Consider the following 21415-nt stretch of genomic DNA (forward strand, 5'->3'; position numbering starts at 1 on the left):
TCGAAAATCGGAAAGATGAATCATTTGGAAAAAAGAGCTACATTTAGTGTGAATCCCCTCTTATCCTGATGCCAAGGAGATGATATACTGCGTGTGGAAGGAGCTGAACACATTGAAAGATTCTTTTCCTGACTTTGTTGATTTGTACGGAGAATTGGTTCCCTCATTTGATCATGAATGGGAGGCCATTGCTTTCTACTTTGATTATAGACAGACACAGCTAGAAGAATTAGCACAATTGTGTCATTTTCATAACATTTCTTTGGATTACTCTGAGGAAAGCCTGTATCAGTTAGAATCACTATACTTTGATGCATTGACCAAGCAGCTGTTCGCTGAGTGGAAAATGCCAATAGATGCATTAGAAGCGATGATGAGTGTGTATTTAGGAGAGGTTGTCATCCGTCATCATTCAGATGCTGACTGGGTAGTGCGGCCTTATATGGATTCTTCGCACCAATATACGCTTGGCTTACGCAGAAACAATAAAACATGGCATTGCAGTACGCAATTTTGCGAGCAGTTATATTTAGAAAAGCAAGCATCTCATCCTTATGTGTCGATGTATCAATCTCTCATGTCATCCTAAAAAAAATCCTTCTTATCACAGTGATAAGAAGGATTTTCTGTTTTATTTCCCTGCTACATTTAAACGGTTTAACGCCCGTTTTAATGCGAGTTCCGCCCGGCGTACATCACTTTCATTCGGGTGGTTCAAATGCTCTTCAGCACGCTGTTTCGCTGATTTAGCGCGATCAACATCAACTTTGTCTGATGTTTCAGCGGCCTGAGCAAGAATCGTTACTTGTTCAGGGCGGACTTCAACAAATCCGCCACTTACTGCAACCAATTCAGTTGATCCACTATGTTTTAAGCGAACTGCACCGATTTTTAGCGGAGCAACCATTGGAACGTGGCCAGCTAAAATACCAAGCTCACCGCTTTCTGCTCTTACACTGACCATTTCCACATCCGCTTGATACACTGGGCCGTCGGGAGTAACGATATTGACTTGAACGGTCTTCATGCTTTTACCCTCCTAAGGACCAGATTAGGCCTCTACACCCATCTCTTTGGCTTTTTCAACCACTTCTTCAATGCGTCCAACTAAACGGAATGCATCTTCTGGAAGGTGATCGTATTTACCAGATAAGATTTCCTTGAAGCCTTTAACAGTTTCTTTCAATGGCACATAAGAACCCTTTTGGCCAGTGAACTGCTCTGCTACGTGGAAGTTTTGAGATAGGAAGAATTGAACACGACGCGCTCTGTGTACCACAAGCTTATCGTCCTCAGATAATTCATCCATACCTAAAATGGCAATAATATCTTGCAGCTCTTTATAACGCTGCAATGTTTGCTGCACTTCACGCGCAATCGCATAATGCTCTTCGCCAACGATCTCAGGTGCAAGTGCACGAGATGTTGAAGCAAGAGGATCAACCGCTGGGTAAATACCCATTTCAGTCAGCTTACGCTCAAGGTTTGTCGTTGCATCAAGGTGAGCGAACGTAGTTGCTGGAGCTGGATCCGTATAGTCATCCGCAGGTACATAGATCGCTTGAATCGATGTAACCGATCCTACGTTTGTAGACGTGATACGCTCTTGCAGCTGACCCATTTCTGTTGCAAGTGTCGGCTGATAACCTACCGCTGAAGGCATTCGTCCAAGAAGGGCTGAAACTTCAGAACCTGCTTGTGTAAAACGATAGATGTTATCGATGAAGAACAATACGTCTTGACCTTGTTCATCACGGAAATGCTCTGCCATTGTCAAACCAGTTAGGGCAACACGCATACGTGCACCCGGCGGCTCGTTCATTTGGCCGAAGACCATCGCTGTTTTTTCAATAACGCCAGAATCTTTCATTTCGTAGTAAAGGTCGTTTCCTTCACGTGTACGCTCTCCAACACCAGCGAATACAGAAATACCGCCGTGTTCTTGTGCGATGTTGTTGATCAATTCTTGAATCAGAACGGTTTTACCTACACCGGCTCCACCGAATAGACCGATCTTTCCACCTTTGATGTAAGGAGCAAGCAGGTCAACAACTTTGATACCTGTTTCAAGAATTTCAACTTCTGTAGAAAGTTGATCAAAAGAAGGCGCTTGTCTGTGGATTGGATCTCTTTGAGCTTCCACACCAAGTGGCTCATCTAAGTCAATGTTATCTCCCAGTACGTTGAATACACGTCCAAGTGTTACGTTACCAACTGGTACTGAAATTGGTTTTCCAAGGTCTACAGCTTCCATACCGCGCTTCACACCGTCTGTTGATGCCATCGCGATGGTTCTCACTGTATCATCACCTAAATGTAGTGCTACTTCTAAAGTTAAGTCGATATCAACTTCACTTTCGCTTTCCGCTTTATGCGAAACTTTGATCGCATTATAAATCTCAGGCAAGTGACCGTCTTCAAAACGAACGTCTACGACTGGTCCCATGATCTGACTGATGCGTCCTGTTTTCATTGCATTCCCTCCTGACAATTATTTCTATTCTAAGGCAGCTGCTCCGCCGACAATTTCTGTAATCTCTTGTGTAATCGCTGCTTGACGAGCACGGTTGTAAGAGAGTGTCAGGCTGTCGATCAATTCTTTTGCGTTGTCTGTTGCACTCTTCATTGCTGTCATTCTTGCAGCATGTTCACTTGCTTTGCTGTCAAGAAGCGCACCGAAAATCAAACTCTCTGCATATTGAGGAAGGAGAACTTCAAGAATTTCTTCTTCAGAAGGCTCAAACTCATAAGATGCGGAACGTTTATTTGGTGTCGCTGCGGCCGAAAGGTCCGTTAGCGGCAATAATTTCTTCTCTGTTACTTCTTGTGAAATCGCACTGACAAAGTGGTTGTAGAACATGTAAAGTTCGTCAAACGCTTCATCAGAGAACATTTGAACTGTGCTGCTTGCTAATTCTTTAATATCAGCAAACGCTACTTCGTCTCCAAGCCCTGTTACTTCAGAAATAACTGGAATACCACGCTTTTTGAAGAAGTCGCGTCCGATTTTACCAATGACAATCACCGCATATTCATCTGCGGATTGATGACGAGATTGAATGGTTTGGTAAGCGGCACGCAAAATCGAGCTGTTAAAAGGTCCTGCAAGCCCTCGATCAGATGTAATGACGAGATACCCTGTTTTCTTGACGGGTCTTGAAAGAAGCATTGGGTGCTTAGCACTTGTTCCAGTTGCGATTGCAGCAACCACTTCCTGGATTTTCTCCATGTAAGGAACAAAAGACTTCGCGTTGTTTTCAGCACGATTCAGTTTCGCAGCTGATACCATTTGCATCGCTTTTGTGATCTGACTCGATTTTTTCGTTGACGTGATCCTTGACTTTATATCGCGTAATGAGGCCAAAGATTTCACCACCTTTTTTCAGGAATCCGTGTTCATTTACGTGAAAAGAGAGAAAAAGAGAATCTTTTTCTCTCGGAAAGATTACTAATTAGTTGCTTGGTGCAAACGTACGTTTAAAGCCTTCGATTGCTGTCTTCCACTCTTCATCAGCAGGCATATTTCCTGTTTGAGAGATTGTGTCAAACAAGCCTTTATGGTTTTCTTCAATGTACATGAATAACTCAGCTTCAAAACGTTTAACATCAGCAATGGCAACATCGTCTAAGTATCCTCTTGTTAGTGCGTAAAGAATCGCTACTTGTTTTTCAACTTTAAGCGGTTTGTTCAAGTCTTGTTTTAAGACTTCAACAGTTCTTGCACCACGGTTTAATTTCGCTTGAGTCGCTTGGTCTAGATCAGATCCAAACTGAGCGAACGCTTCAAGCTCACGATAAGAAGCAAGATCCAGACGAAGTGTACCTGCTACCTTTTTCATCGCTTTGATTTGTGCAGAACCACCTACACGAGATACAGACAATCCTGCGTTTACCGCTGGACGTACGCCTGAGAAGAAGAGGTCAGATTGTAAGAAAATCTGTCCATCTGTGATGGAAATAACGTTTGTTGGGATATATGCAGAAATATCGCCAGCTTGCGTTTCTACGAAAGGCAATGCTGTGATAGAACCGCCACCCTTTTCGTCACTAAGCTTCGCTGCACGTTCTAATAAACGAGAGTGAAGATAGAAAACATCACCAGGGAATGCCTCACGACCTGGAGGACGACGAAGCAATAATGAAAGCTCACGGTAAGCTGCCGCTTGTTTAGAAAGGTCATCATAGACAACAAGTACGTGCTTGCCGTTATACATGAATTCCTCACCCATCGTTACACCTGCATAAGGAGCAAGGTAAAGAAGTGGAGCTGGCTGTGATGCAGAAGCTGTGACAACGATTGTGTAGTCAAGCGCACCATGCTTACGAAGTGTTTCAACAACACCACGAACCGTTGATTCTTTTTGTCCGATGGCTACATAAATACAGATCATGTCTTGATCTTTTTGGTTTAGAATCGTATCGATTGCAACAGATGTTTTACCTGTTTGACGGTCACCAATGATCAATTCACGCTGTCCGCGGCCGATTGGAATCAAGGCATCAATTGCTTTAATTCCTGTTTGAAGCGGCTCATGTACAGATTTACGATCCATAACGCCAGGTGCTTCACTTTCGATTGGACGTGTTTTGCTTGTTAAGATTGGACCTAGTCCATCAACAGGCTGACCAAGCGGGTTCACAATACGTCCGATTAACTCTTCACCTACTGGAACCTCCATGATACGACCTGTACGTTTTACGTCGTCACCTTCGCGGATATCTTTGTAAGGTCCTAAAATAACGATACCTACGTTAGACTCCTCAAGGTTTTGAGCCATACCCATTACACCGTTAGAGAACTCAACCAGCTCTCCTGCCATAATGTTGTCAAGGCCATGTACACGCGCGATACCGTCCCCTACTTGAATGACTGTACCGACATCTTTTACTTCAATTTCTGATTGATAGTTTTGGATTTGCTGCTTTATCAGCGCGCTAATCTCTTCAGCTTTGATACTCACTAAGGTTTCACCCCTTCTAACGATTTTCGCCTGCAAGCTGACGTTCAATGCGGGAAAGCTTTCCGCTGACACTGCCGTCATAAATGCGGTTTCCGATACGGATTTTCACTCCGCCTATTAGATCCTTGTCAATCACATTTTCAACACGCAGTGATGTGACTCCGGCTTTTTTGGCAAATACTTCAGATAAAGATTGAATTTCAGCACCGCTCAGCGGTTTCACTGAATACACGATCGCATCGTCTATTTGTTTCGTGCGGTTTGCAAGTTTCACAAACTCAGACGTCATTTCAGAGAAAATATTTGTGCGTCTGCGGTCAATCAGTAGATACATTGTGTGCAATACATAAGTAGAAACACCTTTGAAAGCTTCTGCAATCAACTGTTTCTTTTTGTCTGCCGTAATCTTTGGATGAACAAGGAAGTCATTGAGTTCTTGGTCAGCCTTTAGAACTTTTTTGATCTCATTCAGCTCTTTTTCAGTTTCGTCTACTGCCGAAGAAGCAAGAACGATGTCAAAAAGAGCAGAAGCGTAACGCTTAGAGACAATAGTTACGCTCATCGGCTTTCGCCTGCCTCTTTAAGGTACTCTTGAATCAATTTCTCTTGTGCCTGCTCATCAAGTTCTTTTTCAATCACTTTAGATGCAATCAGCACAGATAGTGATGCAACCTGCTCACGCAGTGCAGCCACAGCTTGTTCTTTTTCTTTCACGATTTCAGTTCTAGCAGACTCTTTCAAGCGCTCTGATTCTTGACGTGCTGCTTGAATGATCTCTTCTTTTTGTTTCTCACCAATCTTTTTCGCATTTTCGATGAGTGTATGTGATTCTTCGCGTGCTTCTTTCAATAAAGCACGTTGTTCTTCAAGAAGCTTTTCAGCTTGAACGTGCTTTTGTTCAGCACTTGAAATTTCATTTCCTATATAATCTTCACGCTGCTTCATAATACCTAATAAAGGTTTAAGCGCAAATTTCTTTAAAAGTGCAAGCAAGATGAGCATAGCGATAAGCTGGAATAACATATCACCGGCGTTGAAGCTTAAGCCCCCTGCTCCTAAAACCACTGGTAACTGAGACATTTAGTACGGCAACTCCCTTCTTTAAATAATATGTTAAGAAACAAAACATAAAGGAATGGCGAAGTTTCGAACTAATCTGATCTTCGCCATTAAAATTCATATTAGAACGCTTCTCACATATTAACCAAAGAATGCCAAGAATGCGATAACGACAGCGATAATTGGAAGTGCCTCAACTAAAGCGACCCCGATGAACATAAGTGTTCTTAGTTCTCTACCAGCTTCTGGCTGACGAGCGATTCCTTCAACTGTTTTAGATACGATTAGACCGTTACCAATACCTGCTCCTAGTGCTCCTAAACCGATTGCAATTGCTGCTGCTATTAAATTCATTAAAAAGCTCCTCCTTTAAAATAACGTCCTTTTTGGACTCTCAATTTTTTAGTGTTCGTCGCTGACTTTATGGGAAATGTACACCATTGTCAGCATGGTGAAGATAAATGCCTGGATTGTTCCGACAAACAAACTGAATGCCTGCCATACAATCATCGGTACGATGGCACCTAATGTACCAACGATACCAAGCGCAATGTTTTGCGTGTAGAAATTGGTCGCAAGTCCTGCAAGTAACCCAAGAAGAATCTCTCCAGCGAAAATATTTCCGTAAAGACGCAAACCAAGTGTTAGCGTGTTTGCAAATTCTTCAATAAGTTTCAATGGTACTAAAAGCGGAATTGGTCTAAAGTAGTCTTTCGTATATTCCTTGACTCCTTTTGCCTTGACACCATAGTAGTGTGTGAGACCCATGACCATAATTGCTAGTGTCATTGTGATTGCAGGATCAGCAGTTGGTGATTTCCACCACAAGTTGTGATCGACCGTAATCGAGAATGGCAGTCCAAGCATGTTTGAAACAAATATGTACATGAGTAATGTAACGCCAAGCGCTAGAAATGGGGCTCCTGTTTTCATGTCCATCGAACTACCTATGATATTTCGAACAAAATCAACGATCCATTCCATGAAGTTCTGCGCCTTAGTCGGACGAATAGACAGAACACGAGTAGTCAGCACCGCTATGAGAAGAACGATGATACTAGCAATCGTAATCATGAGAACATTGGATAAGTTGAACGTTAACCCTAAAAATTCTGTAGTTTTTGAACTGTGACCCAAAGAGTATTCACCTCTCTTCCATAGTAGAACGTTTAAGTTGAATGAAGGAATCTATCATAATGACAGGATATATTGTCATTAATCCTATAACAACACCTGCCAGATGAACTTCATTAGGGTAACGCCAAGCAATCGCTACTGCGAGAATCGCGTTGGCCCACCTGGCTGTACTTCCCATTGAACGAATGGATTTTCCTTTTTTAACCGCTCGATCAAAAGCGTGCATTCTCCGTATAAGTAGGAATAAATTAAAGAAAGCAAAAATTGTGCCGATAATGAAACCAAGAAACAGTGGTTTAAAACCAGGCATGGCATAGCCAAACACAAAAATTGCCAATAGATAGAACATGTATTTACTCTGTCTGCGGAAAATCGCGTTTGGATCGTTCATTCATCTGACTCCCGATGAAAAATATTGTAAAAAAGGTGATAAATGGTGATGAAAACTGCGTAGAAGACGCTGATGATAAGCCGTCCTATTCGAAAAAAATCAATCACCCATCGGTCTAATTGCACAATCAGACTTGAAATCTTTAGATCTATGGGATGCTGCTTCATTCGTTGATACAAACCCTGATTATTAAAGGGTTCACAATGAGGATTAGTAGAGTGCTATAGGCTATGAAAACCTTACCATAATACCCTCGTTTAGCATACAATAGCGTCTATGATGTGTCAATCCGTTGAAAGTTAAAAAACTTTTCTATAGTGATAGAGCACACAAAATGTTCACAATTTCATCAAACTTTAGGAGAGATGTGACATTCATTGAAAAAAACAGCCAATGTTCAGTATACAATGATTTTTCTATGAACGGTATCAACCGTTTGTCATATATTTCAAAAAAGCCCACATGCACGTTTTGCATGTGGGCTTTTATTAAGACTTTCTTATTTCGTTCCATACATACGGTCACCAGCATCACCAAGACCTGGAATGATGTAACCTTTTTCGTTTAGTTTCTCATCTAATGCTGCAATGTAGATATCAACATCTGGATGATGCTTTTGCATTTCTTCTACACCTTCAGGGGCAGCAATCAGACACATGAAGCGAATGTTTTTCGCACCGCGTTTTTTCAAGCTGTTTAACGCTTCGACTGCTGAGCCGCCAGTTGCAAGCATTGGGTCTACTACGATAAATTCACGCTCTTCCACATCAGATGGAAGCTTCACATAATATTCAACAGGCTTTAATGTTTTCGGATCGCGGTATAAACCGACATGTCCCACTTTAGCAGCTGGAATGAGTTTCAAAATCCCGTCTACCATTCCAAGACCTGCTCTTAAAATTGGCACAACACCGAGTTTCTTCCCTGAGATCACGTTTGATTTCGCTACTTGTACAGGTGTTTCTACATCTACCTCTTCAAGCGGTAAATCTCTTGTGATTTCAAATGCCATTAATGTTGCGACTTCATCCACTAGCTCTCTAAATTCTTTTGTTCCTGTATGAACGTCACGAATATATGTAAGTTTGTGCTGAATAAGCGGGTGATCAAATACATAAACCTTTGCCATTGCTTGCTACAACTCCTTTTCTGTCATCTTCCGGTGAACTTTGCACACTTCCTACAATTCTACATAAAAAGACATCATCTTTCAATATGATTCGCAAATCCTACAAAAAAAACCCACATGCCAAAAATAGGCAAATGGGTCTGTTTTTTAATAATCTAATTCGTTATATAGAGGGAAACGGGCAGTAAGATCAGATACACGCTTTTTCGCCTCTTCTAATTTCGCTTCATCTTCATGATGTTTTAGCGCAAGCGCAATAATGGAACCGACTTCTTTCATCGCTTCTTGATCGAAACCGCGGCTTGTTACTGCTGCTGTACCTACACGTACACCACTTGTGACAAATGGTTTCTCTGGATCATAAGGAATGGCATTTTTGTTCACTGTAATACCAATTTCATCAAGAACGTTTTCTGCAATTTTTCCTGTGATGCCAAGAGAACGCAAGTCAATGAGAACAAGATGGTTATCTGTTCCGCCAGATACAAGCTGAATATCTTCAGATAAAAGAGTTTCAGCTAGTTGTTTTGCATTATCAATGACGTTTTGTGCATATGTTTTGAAATCTCCGTTCAATACTTCACCGAAAGAAACAGCTTTTGCAGAGATGACATGCATGAGTGGTCCACCTTGAATACCAGGGAAGATCGATTTGTCAATCTTTTTACCAAACTCTTCACGGCAAAGAATCATTCCGCCGCGAGGTCCGCGTAATGTTTTGTGAGTTGTCGTTGTCACAAAATCTGCGTAAGGAACTGGATTTGGATGAAGACCTGCTGCAACAAGACCAGCAATGTGAGCCATGTCGACCATAAAGTAAGCACCGACTTCATCAGCAATCTCACGGAACTTTTTGAAATCAATTTGACGTGGGTATGCACTTGCACCCGCAACGATTAGTTTCGGCTTATGTTCACGTGCTTTTTCAAGTACATCTTGATAGTCGATATGCTGAGTTTCTTTATCTACACCATATTCTACAAAGTTGTACTGTACACCACTAAAGTTTACAGGGCTTCCGTGTGTTAAATGTCCGCCATGTGATAAGTTCATGCCCAGCACTGTATCGCCATGCTCAAGAATAGTAAAGTAAACAGCCATGTTCGCTTGAGCACCTGAGTGAGGTTGTACGTTCACATACTCAGCGCCAAAAATTTCTTTTGCGCGGTCACGTGCGATATCTTCCACAACGTCTACATGTTCACAGCCGCCATAGTAGCGTTTACCAGGATAACCCTCAGCGTATTTATTTGTTAATACAGAGCCCTGTGCTTCCATGACTGCTTCGCTTACGAAGTTTTCTGATGCAATTAATTCGATTTTGTCCTGCTGGCGTTTCCGCTCTAGTTGAATTGCTTTGAATACTTGTGCGTCTTGCTCAGGTAAATGTTTCATCAGCGAAATCCTCTCCAATCTATTTCCATTCGATGTTTTCACCATCTCATTGTACACGGTTTTTGAGTAAAATGTAAAAGTTTTTTTTGGAAAATCGACTTCTTTTTTATGAAAACCCGAATATTCAAGTGGTAAAGCGTCTTCATCATTCAACATTATATTAGAAATATATCGAAGCTATGATCTTGTATAAACCGCTCTTTCTCCGCCAATCAGCTTCGGACGTGTTTTCGCAAAAGTCACATGTGCATGTCCTAATTGATGACGGCTGAGACGGACAGGTACAGCGACTCTCTTTAAGTGCATCCCAATTAACGTATCGCCGATATCAATTCCAGCATGCGCCTCAATGGATTCGACCAATACAGGATGTTCCATTTGCTGATACGCGTGAGCCGCCATCGAACCACCCGCTTTACGGACAGGTACTGCAGCTACAATCTCCAAGTTAAAACGGAAAGCCACTTCTTCTTCAACGACTAGGGCACGATTTAGATGCTCACAGCATTGAAAGGCGAGCTCAATGCCGGTCTCTCGTCTTAACTGATCCAATTCTTGATAGATGGACGCAGCAATTTGCTCACTTCCTGCAGTACCAATATGCTCACCAGCCACTTCTGACGTACTACAGCCAATAACTAAGATTTGCCCGGCACGCAATTCAACTGTTTGATGAAACTCTTTTAACATTTCAAGCCAATCTTGACCAATGTTCATATTAAGCGCTCCTTATAGGTGCTTTTCTTCGTAATCAGCAATTTTGCCAATCCGCACAGCATGGCGTCCTGCTGTAAACTCTGTTGTCAGCCAAATGTGCGCAATCTCACGTGCTAATCCTGGTCCAATCACTCGCTCTCCCATTGCAAGAACGTTCGTATCATTGTGTTCTCTAGTTGCTTTAGCACTAAATGTATCATGTGCTAATGCACAGCGAATTCCTTTTACTTTATTTGCCGAGATGCTCATGCCGATGCCTGTCCCGCAAATTAATATGCCGCGGTCGACTTCTCCGTTTGCCACCATATTGGCTACAGGGAATGCATAATCTGGGTAGTCTACAGAACCTGATCCGCATTCACAACCCATATCAATGTATTCAATCTTCAATTCATCCATCAGTTGTTTGATTTCTTCACGAATATTCGTTCCGCCGTGATCGGATGCAATGGCTACTTTCATCGGGCAATTCCTCCTAAGGGTGAGTTGATCTGTTATATCTTACATTCATTCTTTATTTACAGTTATATTTTAACCTCTGCCTAGTGATTTGCAAACAAAAGCAGAAAAACCGTTGACGCAACGGTTTTACAGGTTATCTATGATGATGATCTTTTTTCAATTTCTCAGCGAGCTGATACAGTAAAGCTTCAAGTTCATCACGAGTTTCCTGATAAACAGAAAGACTTCCGCCAAACGGGTCGGATACATCGCCTTCTGTTCCTGTCGCAAATTCCTTTAAAGTGAAGACCTTGCCTTTTGCATGCGTATATTGCTCAGTAATCAACTGTTTATGCTGCATAGTCATCGTGAAGACGTAATGAGCTTCGCGCAGAAGCTCCTCTGTCAATTTTGATGATGAGTGATTCAGTGGAATGCTTTTCTCAAATAATGCTTCGATCGCTTGAGGAGACGCCTTCCCTTCATCGGAGGCAAAAATGCCCGCTGATTTTACAGTGACCTCTAAACCTTTTTCATCTGCAATGGAAGCAAAAAGGGCTTGAGCCATTGGACTTCTGCATGTATTTCCCGTACAAACAAATAAGATTTTCATCTTTCGCCCTCCTTTTCTTCTATTATATAGCATTTCATTCTACATGTTATGTAAGGAGACTGGCTAGAGCGGAAATAATAATTTGATACCAAAGGCTAGTAAAATGATTCCGCCAAGCGCGCCGCTATATGAACCCACCCATGACCGAACCTGTTTGCCGAGTAATAATCCGAGCCATGTGAGAAGCATACTAAAAAAACCAAACAATAATATAGTCATCCACACCTGGGAACCGTAAATCCCGAGGCTTAAACCAACAGAGAAGCTGTCTAGGCTGACACTTGTAGCAAAAAGAACGAGACCAGTCCCAACAGGTGCGATAAAGGGCTTATCCTCTTTGCGGATAGAAGCAACGATCATTTGCAGTCCCAGCACCAAAAGCAGCGCCCCGCCAATATAGGTGGCAAGAAGACCGAGCCATCCGGATAAGAGCTGACCTGTCAGCATACCAAAAAGCGGCATAAACATATGAAATATCCCAATAACAAGTCCAATATAAATGATCTGGCGGAACCTCAGCTGAATCATCCCCATACCAAGTCCAACCGAAAAAGCATCCATTCCAAGTGCAAAAGCCATGATGCTGAGCGTCAGCAATTCGCCAGCTAGTTCGTTCATGTAAATCCCCCTTGGACACACATTCTCCTTTAACCTATGTTTGTCCAAGAAAGGTTAGAACTATTGGAACGAAGGGAGTGTACGCCCTCCTGCGGCTTTTTGCAGACGGTTCATAATGGCAGAACCAACTCCTTGCTCTGGAAAGGCTTCTGAAATAATCAAGTCTACATCCGTTTCATCAAATTGTCTCAGTACACGATAGAGGTTTGCAGCAACCGTTTCAGGTTTTTCTCTCCATCCACAGCTGTACACAACATCTGCCGCAAACAGCGATTTCTTTTCTTCTGTTGTCAGTACTCCGACTTTTAGACCTTCAGCTTTGTATTTCTGAATGTGCCGCTGCATGTCTTCATCACTTCCATGAAAGATATACATCTGGGCTTCAGGTGCATAGTGTGTGTATTTCATACCTGGCGATACTGGCGCCTCGTCCTTTTTTGTCAGCCCTGGATCCACACTCACCGTCCCCACGACCTCTTCTAATGCTTCTTTTGTAATTCCGCCCGGTCTTAAAATCACTGGGGTCTCACCGACACAGGATACAACCGTTGACTCAACACCAATTCCAGTTTTACCTCCATCCACAATTCCAGCGATTCTTCCTTCGAGATCACTCGCTACATGGTCGGCTTGTGTTGGTGAAGGTTTCCCTGAACGGTTCGCACTTGGTGCAGCAATTGGCAGACCAGCTGCTCGGATGAGCTCAAGCGCAATGGGATGGTCAGGCATTCTCACACCTACTGTGGATAAACCTGCTGTAACCTGCTTGGATAAAGTGCCCGGCTTACACGGAAGAACGATGGTTAAGGCGCCCGGCCAAAAGGCATCCATCAGCGCCTTCGCTTTTTCGCTTTCTATTTGTGCAAATTCGTGAAGCTGCTGAACTTCCGCAATGTGAACAATCAACGGATTATCACTCGGACGCCCTTTCGCTTCATAAATTTTCATCACGGCTTCTGTCTCTTTCGCATTTGCCCCGAGTCCGTAAACGGTCTCTGTCGGGAAAGCAACCACTTCATTTTGCTGCAGCAGATCGGCCGCCTGTTTAATTTGTGGATAGTATGTGGATAAATCCTTTTCTAAATCCACAGACCACCTTTTTGTATTTAACATCATACAAACTCCTTTTAAAAAAGATAAAACTGTTGATATATCTCAATTATCCTTTTGAAAGTATAAAAGATGATGATCAATAAAACAAGCGTTGTCCACAATTTGTGGATAACGCTTGTTTTATAGTGGATAAGTATGTGTATAAGTCCATCGTTTTGTGATTAACTGCCTTTTTTTTGCAGGACCACAGCCTGTTCTTTCCCCAATGTCTCTTTTGCATGTGCAGAACTCCATATGCTTTCTGGGATTTCCTCTAAAGGCGTAAAGCCCATTAATGCCAAAAAATCATGGGAAGAGGAATGGTTTGCAACGACATAAAAAGTATGCACACCTATTTTTTCTCCGAGCGTTTGAACGCTTTGGAACAAGGAGACAATGTGCCCCTGACCGAGCTTATCTGATATGACAAGCGACCGCAGCAATCCCTCTTGTTCATTGAGCTGTTCAAGACCTAAGCAGCCTGCCAGCTGACCATCCGCATCTTCCATCACGACAAATGTCGTTCGCTCTGCAAGCGTTACTCCGCCTTTTGCTTGTCCCTTTTCAAGAAAAGCATTGATCGACGGGACATCTTCCTCTGCGGCTATTCTTAATTGATAATACATGCTTTCACCTCTTTTTTGATCTCTTACTTCAACTCTATGAGGCAAAAACCGATTTATACCTTTTTTAAGAGAAAAGACTAGAGACCCATTCGAACAAAAAGAACTTCACTTCACCTGTCTCTTCTTCCTCTTCTTTCACCACTTCATTGACAGACTCTTTCGTTTGCTGCGCTGTCACTTGTTTATCATCATCGCCTTCTGGTGAGGCGATGGCTTCTCCGTTTGAAAAATCGATAAAACAGAGCGGCGGGAATAACACACACCACCAGTTGGCTCCGTCCCCTTCTCCAAGCGTAATTAAAATGGCTTCGTATTTCCCAGCAGGATAGACGAAATTTCCATAGAGTTTTGTTGGAAATGAAGCTTTTTGAAAACTGACCGATACAGATTGATCAATATGCTGTTCCTTCAATTTCGCTTTGGCGATACGATTGATTTCTGGCAGCTTTGATCGAATGACACGTCTTGCTTCTTCAATGGATCTGAGGTCTTTGACCCACTCCGTCATATTCGCATTGACCTCGTCACGAATACTTCTTTTCACATCCTGATCCGCTGAACGATCACTATTTGCTAAAATGCGTAATCGAATCGCTTCATCTGGTATAACAACAGGCTGATTTGCAGAAGCAGCCGCCGTCTCCTCTCTGCCAAGGTTTGCAAAAGCACCGCATAATAATAGAAACATATAAAGACAAATCATCGTTTTACTTTTCAACATTGAGTGTTCCCCCCACTTTTTCTTTTCGCTACAAACATTGTGTCCAGGAAACTCATTTCATAAACAGTCAATATGAATTTTTTAATAGATTATGAGTCAAAACAAAAAAGCCGTTCTCTTTAAGAACGACTTTTGAGTGAGGATTGGTAGTCAGAAGGGTACAGTCTCCCATCCCAATCTCGGCTGATTTTTAAACCAGATTCTGTTTTAATAACAGTCATGGCCCCTTTTTTCTCGATTTCTTTTTTGACTTTTCCTTTGTGATCGATAAATTGGATCACCATTTCATAGTTAAATTCAATTCTGTCATCGCTTTCATCTGAAGGCGTAAACATAATTTTCTTCAGCTTAATTTGACAATCTTGATCCTTCGCCGCTTCTAATATGCTCGGGAACATGCTGTCTTGTGTATATTCTTGATATTCATGTTCGGTTAAATAAACCTTCAGCTTCTCTTTCATATCAGATAGGTCATCCGTTCGATTCACTGTGTATTGTGCTTTTTTATAGCTTTCTCCAAATGCTGCTGCCTCTTTTTTAAAGCTCGGTTTACCACAAGCACTCACAATCAATAGTACACTGACGATGACCAACACCATCGCATACCTTTTGTTCACACCATTCGCTCCTTCAAAACAAATTTATGTAAAAAATCATGATCAGAATGTTCATTCTTCTATATATACGTTTCTCTTTTACCATAAGTTTCATCTTTACATAATAAAATAGTCCGGCTATATTCAGCCGGACTTTCCGTTTTGAATGTGTGCGCAAACAGCTCGATCTTTTCCATTAATATCTTTGACGGTGTAGACATGCGCTTCAGGAAAAGCCTGCACGAGAAGCGCTGTGACATCTTGACCTTGCGTATGTCCAATTTCAAAGACAACAACTGCCTGTTCACTCAGCACGCTGTGAAGATCACGAACAAGACGTTTATAAAACCACAAGCCATCACGTCCGTCCGTCAGCGCATTCACCGGCTCATGCTTCGTCACAACCTCAGACAGACTGTCCATTTCTTCCGCCGCAATATAAGGTGGATTGGAAATAAATACATCTACTTTAATACCTTGAGCTATAACCGGTTCAAGTAAATCTCCATGTAAAAAATGAACGTCTGCACCGAGCGCTTGTTGATTCCGCTTTGCTACCGCAAGTGCTTCTTGTGAGATATCAGTCGCTGTGACAGATAGTGATTTTTTTTCAAGAGCGAGCGTAATTGCAATGGCTCCGCTTCCTGTGCCAACGTCAACTGCTTTGAGCGGCTGATCGGGCGGGAAAACGTCACCTACCAAATTGAGCGCCGCCAACACAACTTCTTCCGTTTCAGGACGAGGAATAAGAACATGCTTATTCACCTCGAAAGGACGTCCGTAAAAGAATTCAACACCCGTTAAATGCTGAACAGGAACACCTGCCTTATGCTGCGTCACAAATTTGCTGAACAGTTGATCTTGCTCCTCAGGCAGCGCATCATGAAATCGTGCAAGAAGCTCACTTCTGCTCCAGCCGAGCACATGCATCAACAGGAGTTCTGCTGCATTTTGGTCTCTGCCAGCTTCCGTTAACAAAGAAGAAGCCCATTTAAGGGCTTCGAAGATTGTTCGCTCTTTATTTTGCATCTTGAAGCTTTCTTGCTTGGTCTTCCATAATTAGTGCATCAATGACCTCGTCAAGTTTTCCTTCTAAAATTTGATCAAGCTTTTGAATCGTCAATCCGATGCGGTGGTCTGTTACACGGTTTTGCGGGAAGTTGTACGTACGGATACGCTCTGAACGATCCCCTGTTCCAACCGCAGATTTACGTGTTTGATCGTATTCAGCCTGTGCTTCACGCTGGAATTTATCATAAATTCTCGCACGCAGTACTTTCATGGCTTTTTCTTTGTTTTTAATTTGTGATTTCTCATCCTGACAGGATACAACAACACCTGTTGGAAGGTGAGTTAATCGAACAGCAGACATGGTTGTATTGACACTTTGTCCGCCAGGTCCGCTAGATGTAAAAGTATCAACACGGATGTCTTTTTCATGGATATCAATTTCAACTTCTTCAGCCTCAGGTAATACCGCGACTGTCGCAGTTGATGTATGAATCCGTCCGCCTGATTCCGTTTCTGGAACACGCTGTACACGGTGTGCGCCGTTTTCAAACTTTAGTTTGGAGTAAGCGCCTTTCCCGCTGATCATAAAGATGATTTCTTTATAACCGCCTGTGCCAGTGACACTTGCTTCCATGACTTCTGTTTTCCAGCCTTGCATTTCAGCATAACGGCTATACATACGGTAAAGGTTACCTGCAAAAAGAGCAGCCTCTTCTCCGCCTGCTGCACCACGAACCTCCACAATAACGTTCTTGTTGTCATTTGGATCTTTCGGAATCAACAAGATTTTCAGCTCGTCTTCTAAACGTTCCGTTTCCTCAGTGAGCTCTGAAATTTCTTCTTTGACCATGTCGCGCATCTCGGCATCCAGCTTCTCTTCGAGCATTGCTTTCGCATCTTTCAGCTGGTCATATGCCGCACGATATTGTCTATATACCTCAACAGTTTCTTGAATATCGGATTGTTCTTTCGAATATTCACGAAGCTTCGTAGTGTCGTTCACCACTTCAGGGTCACTTAAATATTCATTTAGTTTTTCATAACGTTCTTCAATTGATTTTAAACGGTCTAACATGGTCTTCACCTCTGTTTTGTGCGTAACAGTCTAATTATAGTATAGCGGGGTATGACAGTCAAAAAAATTTCCAAAACAATTGATTTTCTGCAATTTTTCGCTAGAAAACACGATCTTTGGCGATTGGTTACTTGTTTTGTCTAACGTGAAGGAACAGGTCCTCCTTAAAGAGAATGGTACTTGTAATTGAAAAAAGGGAGGGCATTTGGTTTGAATACAAATGAGGTTGCAAAGGAAATTGGTGTTTCTTCAAAGACGATTCAGCGTTGGGTCAAACAACTCAACATCCCTGTCGCCCGGAATGAACTTGGACATTATGAATTTCATGAAGATATTGTACAGCTGCTCAAAGAGGTCAAACACCAGATGAGTGAAGGTGTGATCCTCCAAGATATTCAACTGCCAATCCATAAGGAAACCGTTCGTCAATCAGCACCTGCTGTCGAAGCTGATGTCTCTATACAGCGGATTGAAGCATTAGAAAAACAAGTGAAAGCGCTCATCCAGCAGCAATTACACGTCACTGATGTCGAAGACCGCCTGCAAGAACTTGAACGGAAATTGGCTAAAAAAGCAGATGAAGGTGTATCGTATCAACTGCTTCAGCACCGCAGAGAAATTGAAGATTTATCCACAAAATTTGACCGCCTCGCCGCAACCTTGAAACAACCGTCACAAGCAGAAGAAAAAAAGGAAATCGCACCCCCTGACCTCAAAAAAAAGCGTGTACTCTTCCCTCTGTTTCATTCATTTCGCTAAGAAAGGCTGCCTCAATAGGCAGCCTTCAGATTTTTGACAAAGGGCTAAAATAATCTTGATTTTAGCCCTTTGTCTTCTTTCAGCGTGATAGAAAACCTTTGCAGTCTAGGAAGGACGAGCATCGGAGCGGATCGAATTTGACATTCGTGAGCACCGAAGCGCAGGACTGACAACGAATGCGAGGGTTTGTCTACACGCTGAAGGCTGCCTGTCGAGGCAGCCTTTTTACTATATTATACGGTAAGAGCAATAATGATCGGTAATGTGATGAGTGACATGATGGCACTGATGACAAATGCGGATGCAGTTTCCGCCTCTTGTTTTTCAAATCGTGTTGCGATCATTGCTGCAACAGCTGAACCTGGGAAGGCTACAAGTAATACAGCTTTTGTAATTTCATCAGCCGAAAGACCCATAAGAACCGCAATAAGATACATAAGTATTGGTTGTACAGCTACTTTTAGCAATGCAATACTGAAGGCTGGCAAGCTTAATTTAATTTTGCGGATACCAACAGTAACACCGACTGCGAATAGCGCAACCCCTGATGTAACGCTGCCAATTTCCTCTAACATTTCGTGTCCAATTGAAGGAAGTTTAAATCCTAAAAGAACAAGAATGATACTGGCTAATGGTGCAAGTGCAAGCGGCTCTGATAAACCGTGCAAAATTGCTTTTGTCGTCATTTTTAGGAAGCTTTCGCCGTCTTTGGTTTTCCCTTTTGTTTTTTCACCGACAGTTGATACAATAATTGCAATTGGATCAAGCATTGCATTTACAACTATTCCGGTAATCGCAATCGGAATTGCAACTTCTTGAGCCCCAAATAAACTACCCAAGACCGGAATCCCCATAAATGCAAAGGTCGGTTGTGCTGAGTTTAATGAGAAAACAGATGAGTCTGTTAAATCATATTTAAAAGCAAATTTCGTAACTAAAAGGATAATGATATAAAAACCAACGATTCCGAAAATCAATGCAACGAAAAATGGAATTTGACTATAGAATTTATCTTTTGGTGTTGACAGAATACTGGCGATAAAGTGCGCTGGTAAAGCATACTTTGTTACAAGTGTACTTACACCTTTTGCAGATTTAGCGTCATAGCTGCCGAAGTGTCCTGCGAACCAACCCAGCGCGATAACGAAAAAAATCGGTGCTAGGAGGATCAAAATATTTAAAAAGTCCATCTTACTATTCCTCCTTAAATCCTTTACATGTTTCTTATTTATTGCGGCATTGCTTAGATTACCCGAAGCAATGCCGCGTTACACATTTTATTATGCTCTTACTATTTTTTTATATTCAGGAATCCACATTGCGTCTTTCACAGCTTGTTCGATGTTGTCCGGCGTTTTTCTTGCGACACCATCTTCAATTGCTGCTTTCGCTACTTCAACAGCCACATGAATTGACACTTCTTGCAATTTATCAATACTTGGAAGAAGACCAGCACCTGGTTTCTCATGATCAACCATTTCAGCAATTGCATTTGCAGAAGCAACGAACATGCCTTTTGTGATGATTTTTGATTCTGTTACGATTGAACCAAGACCAAGTCCAGGGAAAACGAACGCATTGTTTGATTGTCCGATTTCATGTTCGATTCCGTTATACTCAACGTTTTCGAACGGGCTTCCTGTTGCAACAAGTGCACGGCCGTCAGTCCATTTGAATAGATCCTCTGGCACTGCTTCAGCAAGCGGTGTTGGGTTAGACATTGGCATGATCACTGGACGCTCTGTATGAGCTGCCATTTCTTTAATGATTTCTTCAGTGAATGCGCCGCCTTGACCTGAAGTACCAATAAGAATTGTTGGCTTCGCTTGGCGAACCGTTTCAGCAAATGAGATTTGTCCTTTTTCATCGCGTGCCCATCCTTCTACTTCATTAGAAGAACGCAGGTATGGTTTTTGGAAATCAAGCACTTCATCTTCAAATTGGTCTGTTAGCAATCCTCTGTAGTCTAAAGTCCAGAATGCATTGTTTGCTTCTTCTTCTGTTAAACCTTCAAGAACCATTGTGTCACGCATTTGATCTGCGATTCCGATACCAGCTGATCCAGCTCCGAAGATGACAACACGGTGATCTTTCAATTGAGTACCAGTTTTCTTGACAGCTGCAAGAACACCCGCTAAAGTAATGGCACCAGTACCTTGAATATCATCGTTGAACGTTAAGATGTTATCATTGTATTTTTTCATGATGTTACGCGCATTTTTGTTTCCAAGGTCTTCCCAGTGCAGCAATGCTTTCGGGAAGAATTTAAGTGCTGCTTTTACATAAGCATCAATGAATTCTTCGTATTTTTCACCTTGTACACGTTTGTGATGGTTCCCGATGTATAATGGATCATTCAATAATTTTTCATTGTTTGTTCCAACATCTAATACAACTGGAATCACGCGGCTAGGATCAATACCTGCTGCAGCCGTGTAAACAGCTAATTTACCGATTGCGATGTTGATACCACCAACACCCCAGTCACCAATTCCAAGAATACTCTCAGAGTCAGTTGCAACGATGAGGTCAATGTCTCCAGCAGTTGCGTGCAAGTTTTCAAATGCTTTCTCGATGCCGTCAATGTCGTCGATTGAAAGATAGACACCATGAGGTCTTCTGTATTCATGGCTGTATTCTTGAATCGCTTCACCAACAGTTGGTGTGTACACAACAGGAAGCATTTCACGAAGCTTTTCTGTTAAAAGCTTGTAGAACAATACTTCGTTACGGTTTTGTAAATCACTTAAGTATACGTTTTGACGAAGACGATCCGGCTGAGCTAGAAATTGCTTGTACGCTCTTTCTGCTTGCTGTTCTAAAGTGAGAACCGTTGGAGGAAGTAAGCCTTCAAGTCCAAGCTCTTGTCTTTCTTCTTCAGAGAAAGCAACGCCTTTGTTCAACGTTGGAATCGATAATACATCTTTACCTGTCAAAGTGGTTTCGAGGTACCCTTCTTTTGTTTTCTTCACGTTGTTCATCAAAAACTACCCTCTTTCTAAAATATAAATAAAGTGAACTATTAATCCAAAGAACGATTAAGGAGAAAAATCCTTAATCAAAAAAATTATGAC

At 42.2% G+C, this 21415-nt stretch carries 25 protein-coding genes; 2 read left to right on the forward strand and 23 right to left on the reverse strand.

Annotated features, from left to right (window positions below):
• Nucleotides 1–79 precede the first annotated feature (79 nt).
• The gene (locus NST59_RS17045) at nucleotides 80–589 is read left to right on the forward strand and encodes a hypothetical protein (RefSeq protein WP_395940728.1); all 510 of its coding nucleotides are present in this window, start codon (nucleotides 80–82) and stop codon (nucleotides 587–589) included.
• A 42-nt stretch (nucleotides 590–631) separates the two neighbouring features.
• Here NST59_RS17045 and NST59_RS17050 read toward each other — a convergent pair whose 3' ends face one another.
• The 21 genes from NST59_RS17050 to prfA form a co-directional block, all read right to left on the reverse strand.
• Complete coding sequence (locus NST59_RS17050; RefSeq protein WP_003214592.1) at nucleotides 632–1027, reverse strand: F0F1 ATP synthase subunit epsilon; 396 nt, start codon at nucleotides 1025–1027, stop codon at nucleotides 632–634.
• A 24-nt stretch (nucleotides 1028–1051) separates the two neighbouring features.
• On the reverse strand, nucleotides 1052–2473 hold the full coding sequence (gene atpD / locus NST59_RS17055; protein ID WP_008354929.1) for a F0F1 ATP synthase subunit beta: 1422 nt from the start codon (nucleotides 2471–2473) through the stop codon (nucleotides 1052–1054).
• Between the two features lie 24 nt (nucleotides 2474–2497).
• On the reverse strand, nucleotides 2498–3364 hold the full coding sequence (locus NST59_RS17060) for a F0F1 ATP synthase subunit gamma (protein WP_024423727.1): 867 nt from the start codon (nucleotides 3362–3364) through the stop codon (nucleotides 2498–2500).
• A gap of 88 nt (nucleotides 3365–3452) precedes the next feature.
• Entirely contained in the window at nucleotides 3453–4961 is a 1509-nt protein-coding gene (atpA, locus tag NST59_RS17065) for a F0F1 ATP synthase subunit alpha (protein ID WP_039182105.1), read from the reverse strand.
• Between the two features lie 16 nt (nucleotides 4962–4977).
• The gene (locus tag NST59_RS17070) at nucleotides 4978–5523 is read right to left on the reverse strand and encodes a F0F1 ATP synthase subunit delta (protein WP_064498789.1); all 546 of its coding nucleotides are present in this window, start codon (nucleotides 5521–5523) and stop codon (nucleotides 4978–4980) included.
• On the reverse strand, nucleotides 5520–6041 hold the full coding sequence (gene atpF, locus NST59_RS17075) for a F0F1 ATP synthase subunit B (RefSeq protein WP_341040842.1): 522 nt from the start codon (nucleotides 6039–6041) through the stop codon (nucleotides 5520–5522). Before atpF ends, NST59_RS17070 begins: the two co-directional genes overlap by 4 nt.
• Nucleotides 6042–6161: 120 nt before the next feature.
• Complete coding sequence (gene atpE, locus NST59_RS17080; RefSeq protein ID WP_003214968.1) at nucleotides 6162–6374, reverse strand: F0F1 ATP synthase subunit C; 213 nt, start codon at nucleotides 6372–6374, stop codon at nucleotides 6162–6164.
• A 48-nt stretch (nucleotides 6375–6422) separates the two neighbouring features.
• Entirely contained in the window at nucleotides 6423–7157 is a 735-nt protein-coding gene (gene atpB / locus NST59_RS17085) for a F0F1 ATP synthase subunit A (protein WP_003215198.1), read from the reverse strand.
• A 7-nt stretch (nucleotides 7158–7164) separates the two neighbouring features.
• Nucleotides 7165–7548, reverse strand: coding sequence for an ATP synthase subunit I (locus NST59_RS17090; protein WP_024423731.1), 384 nt, complete (start codon nucleotides 7546–7548; stop codon nucleotides 7165–7167).
• Nucleotides 7549–8047: 499 nt separating this feature from the next.
• A complete protein-coding gene (gene upp, locus NST59_RS17095) occupies nucleotides 8048–8677 on the reverse strand; it encodes a uracil phosphoribosyltransferase (protein ID WP_003214553.1) in 630 nt (209 codons plus the stop codon).
• Between the two features lie 147 nt (nucleotides 8678–8824).
• Nucleotides 8825–10072, reverse strand: coding sequence for a serine hydroxymethyltransferase (glyA, locus tag NST59_RS17100; RefSeq protein WP_034281450.1), 1248 nt, complete (start codon nucleotides 10070–10072; stop codon nucleotides 8825–8827).
• 177 nt (nucleotides 10073–10249) lie between these two features.
• Nucleotides 10250–10789 carry a TIGR01440 family protein gene (locus NST59_RS17105; RefSeq protein WP_039182113.1) on the reverse strand — a complete coding sequence of 180 codons (540 nt, stop codon included), beginning with the start codon at nucleotides 10787–10789 and terminating at the stop codon, nucleotides 10250–10252.
• A 12-nt stretch (nucleotides 10790–10801) separates the two neighbouring features.
• Nucleotides 10802–11251, reverse strand: a complete 450-nt coding sequence (rpiB, locus tag NST59_RS17110) for a ribose 5-phosphate isomerase B (protein ID WP_003214714.1) — start codon at nucleotides 11249–11251, stop codon at nucleotides 10802–10804.
• Between the two features lie 133 nt (nucleotides 11252–11384).
• A complete protein-coding gene (locus NST59_RS17115) occupies nucleotides 11385–11843 on the reverse strand; it encodes a low molecular weight protein arginine phosphatase (protein ID WP_099663743.1) in 459 nt (152 codons plus the stop codon).
• Between the two features lie 63 nt (nucleotides 11844–11906).
• Complete coding sequence (locus NST59_RS17120) at nucleotides 11907–12461, reverse strand: manganese efflux pump MntP (protein ID WP_039182117.1); 555 nt, start codon at nucleotides 12459–12461, stop codon at nucleotides 11907–11909.
• A 60-nt stretch (nucleotides 12462–12521) separates the two neighbouring features.
• Nucleotides 12522–13574, reverse strand: a complete 1053-nt coding sequence (locus NST59_RS17125; protein WP_082700845.1) for an L-threonylcarbamoyladenylate synthase — start codon at nucleotides 13572–13574, stop codon at nucleotides 12522–12524.
• A 161-nt stretch (nucleotides 13575–13735) separates the two neighbouring features.
• A complete protein-coding gene (locus NST59_RS17130; RefSeq protein WP_144489928.1) occupies nucleotides 13736–14179 on the reverse strand; it encodes a GNAT family N-acetyltransferase in 444 nt (147 codons plus the stop codon).
• 64 nt (nucleotides 14180–14243) lie between these two features.
• Complete coding sequence (gene spoIIR / locus NST59_RS17135; RefSeq protein WP_371412191.1) at nucleotides 14244–14897, reverse strand: stage II sporulation protein R; 654 nt, start codon at nucleotides 14895–14897, stop codon at nucleotides 14244–14246.
• A 122-nt stretch (nucleotides 14898–15019) separates the two neighbouring features.
• On the reverse strand, nucleotides 15020–15499 hold the full coding sequence (locus NST59_RS17140) for a hypothetical protein (RefSeq protein ID WP_058838603.1): 480 nt from the start codon (nucleotides 15497–15499) through the stop codon (nucleotides 15020–15022).
• Between the two features lie 141 nt (nucleotides 15500–15640).
• Nucleotides 15641–16525 carry a peptide chain release factor N(5)-glutamine methyltransferase gene (gene prmC, locus NST59_RS17145; RefSeq protein WP_099663746.1) on the reverse strand — a complete coding sequence of 295 codons (885 nt, stop codon included), beginning with the start codon at nucleotides 16523–16525 and terminating at the stop codon, nucleotides 15641–15643.
• Nucleotides 16515–17582, reverse strand: a complete 1068-nt coding sequence (gene prfA, locus NST59_RS17150) for a peptide chain release factor 1 (protein ID WP_064498793.1) — start codon at nucleotides 17580–17582, stop codon at nucleotides 16515–16517. Before prfA ends, prmC begins: the two co-directional genes overlap by 11 nt.
• A 210-nt stretch (nucleotides 17583–17792) precedes the next feature.
• Here prfA and racA point away from each other — a divergent pair, with 210 nt between their 5' ends.
• Nucleotides 17793–18341, forward strand: a complete 549-nt coding sequence (gene racA, locus NST59_RS17155; protein ID WP_058838550.1) for a chromosome-anchoring protein RacA — start codon at nucleotides 17793–17795, stop codon at nucleotides 18339–18341.
• Nucleotides 18342–18574: 233 nt separating this feature from the next.
• Here racA and NST59_RS17160 read toward each other — a convergent pair whose 3' ends face one another.
• A complete protein-coding gene (locus tag NST59_RS17160; protein WP_341040845.1) occupies nucleotides 18575–19531 on the reverse strand; it encodes an AEC family transporter in 957 nt (318 codons plus the stop codon).
• A gap of 90 nt (nucleotides 19532–19621) precedes the next feature.
• On the reverse strand, nucleotides 19622–21322 hold the full coding sequence (gene malS, locus NST59_RS17165; RefSeq protein WP_327842079.1) for an oxaloacetate-decarboxylating malate dehydrogenase: 1701 nt from the start codon (nucleotides 21320–21322) through the stop codon (nucleotides 19622–19624).
• Between the last annotated feature and the right edge of the window lie 93 nt (nucleotides 21323–21415).

Source organism: Bacillus sp. FSL R5-0439 (assembly GCF_038008805.1).
Taxonomy (GTDB): Bacteria; Bacillota; Bacilli; order Bacillales; family Bacillaceae; genus Bacillus; species Bacillus safensis.

What these genes read in the sequence shown, in the direction of transcription:
- NST59_RS17045 (WP_395940728.1), top strand. Translation starts at nt 80, where the DNA reads ATGATATACTGCGTGTGGAAGGAGCTGAACACATTGAAAGATTCTTTT.
- NST59_RS17050 (WP_003214592.1), bottom strand. Translation starts at nt 1,027, where the DNA reads ATGAAGACCGTTCAAGTCAATATCGTTACTCCCGACGGCCCAGTGTAT.
- atpD (WP_008354929.1), bottom strand. Translation starts at nt 2,473, where the DNA reads ATGAAAACAGGACGCATCAGTCAGATCATGGGACCAGTCGTAGACGTT.
- NST59_RS17070 (WP_064498789.1), bottom strand. Translation starts at nt 5,523, where the DNA reads ATGAGCGTAACTATTGTCTCTAAGCGTTACGCTTCTGCTCTTTTTGAC.
- atpF (WP_341040842.1), bottom strand. Translation starts at nt 6,041, where the DNA reads ATGTCTCAGTTACCAGTGGTTTTAGGAGCAGGGGGCTTAAGCTTCAAC.
- atpE (WP_003214968.1), bottom strand. Translation starts at nt 6,374, where the DNA reads ATGAATTTAATAGCAGCAGCAATTGCAATCGGTTTAGGAGCACTAGGA.
- NST59_RS17090 (WP_024423731.1), bottom strand. Translation starts at nt 7,548, where the DNA reads ATGAACGATCCAAACGCGATTTTCCGCAGACAGAGTAAATACATGTTC.
- upp (WP_003214553.1), bottom strand. Translation starts at nt 8,677, where the DNA reads ATGGCAAAGGTTTATGTATTTGATCACCCGCTTATTCAGCACAAACTT.
- glyA (WP_034281450.1), bottom strand. Translation starts at nt 10,072, where the DNA reads ATGAAACATTTACCTGAGCAAGACGCACAAGTATTCAAAGCAATTCAA.
- NST59_RS17105 (WP_039182113.1), bottom strand. Translation starts at nt 10,789, where the DNA reads ATGAACATTGGTCAAGATTGGCTTGAAATGTTAAAAGAGTTTCATCAA.
- rpiB (WP_003214714.1), bottom strand. Translation starts at nt 11,251, where the DNA reads ATGAAAGTAGCCATTGCATCCGATCACGGCGGAACGAATATTCGTGAA.
- NST59_RS17115 (WP_099663743.1), bottom strand. Translation starts at nt 11,843, where the DNA reads ATGAAAATCTTATTTGTTTGTACGGGAAATACATGCAGAAGTCCAATG.
- NST59_RS17120 (WP_039182117.1), bottom strand. Translation starts at nt 12,461, where the DNA reads ATGAACGAACTAGCTGGCGAATTGCTGACGCTCAGCATCATGGCTTTT.
- NST59_RS17125 (WP_082700845.1), bottom strand. Translation starts at nt 13,574, where the DNA reads ATGTTAAATACAAAAAGGTGGTCTGTGGATTTAGAAAAGGATTTATCC.
- NST59_RS17130 (WP_144489928.1), bottom strand. Translation starts at nt 14,179, where the DNA reads ATGTATTATCAATTAAGAATAGCCGCAGAGGAAGATGTCCCGTCGATC.
- NST59_RS17140 (WP_058838603.1), bottom strand. Translation starts at nt 15,499, where the DNA reads ATGGTGTTGGTCATCGTCAGTGTACTATTGATTGTGAGTGCTTGTGGT.
- prmC (WP_099663746.1), bottom strand. Translation starts at nt 16,525, where the DNA reads ATGCAAAATAAAGAGCGAACAATCTTCGAAGCCCTTAAATGGGCTTCT.
- prfA (WP_064498793.1), bottom strand. Translation starts at nt 17,582, where the DNA reads ATGTTAGACCGTTTAAAATCAATTGAAGAACGTTATGAAAAACTAAAT.
- NST59_RS17160 (WP_341040845.1), bottom strand. Translation starts at nt 19,531, where the DNA reads ATGGACTTTTTAAATATTTTGATCCTCCTAGCACCGATTTTTTTCGTT.
- malS (WP_327842079.1), bottom strand. Translation starts at nt 21,322, where the DNA reads ATGAACAACGTGAAGAAAACAAAAGAAGGGTACCTCGAAACCACTTTG.